Origin of the sequence: Pseudoalteromonas sp. P1-25 (assembly GCF_001401805.1) — a bacterium.
GTDB lineage: Bacteria > Pseudomonadota > Gammaproteobacteria > Enterobacterales > Alteromonadaceae > Pseudoalteromonas.
The window spans coordinates 1-219 of record NZ_LKDW01000143.1; the positions used below are offsets into that span (position 1 = coordinate 1).

Annotated in this window: 1 protein-coding gene; it reads left to right on the forward strand. The window is 49.3% G+C overall.

The genetic code is table 11. The features are described 5' to 3' along the window. Positions 1–219: hypothetical protein (locus AN393_RS20360; RefSeq protein ID WP_161804185.1), on the forward strand; the 219-nt coding region annotated here is incomplete at both ends.

Genomic DNA, 219 nt, shown 5'->3' on the forward strand with positions numbered 1-219 from the left:
GCTTGTGCAAAACGGCGAATATGTTACTGATCCGATTGATGCAAGCGCATTAAACGACGGGACACTCACCGCCACAGCTAGCGTGTCTGATGTGGCTGGCAATCCAATTTCAGCACAAGATGCAGTCGAGCTTGATAACACCGCAGTTATTACAACTAGCATTGATAAAACAGCCGACGGCGTGATTAATGGCAACGGCGAAAGCGCCGCCATGGTTAT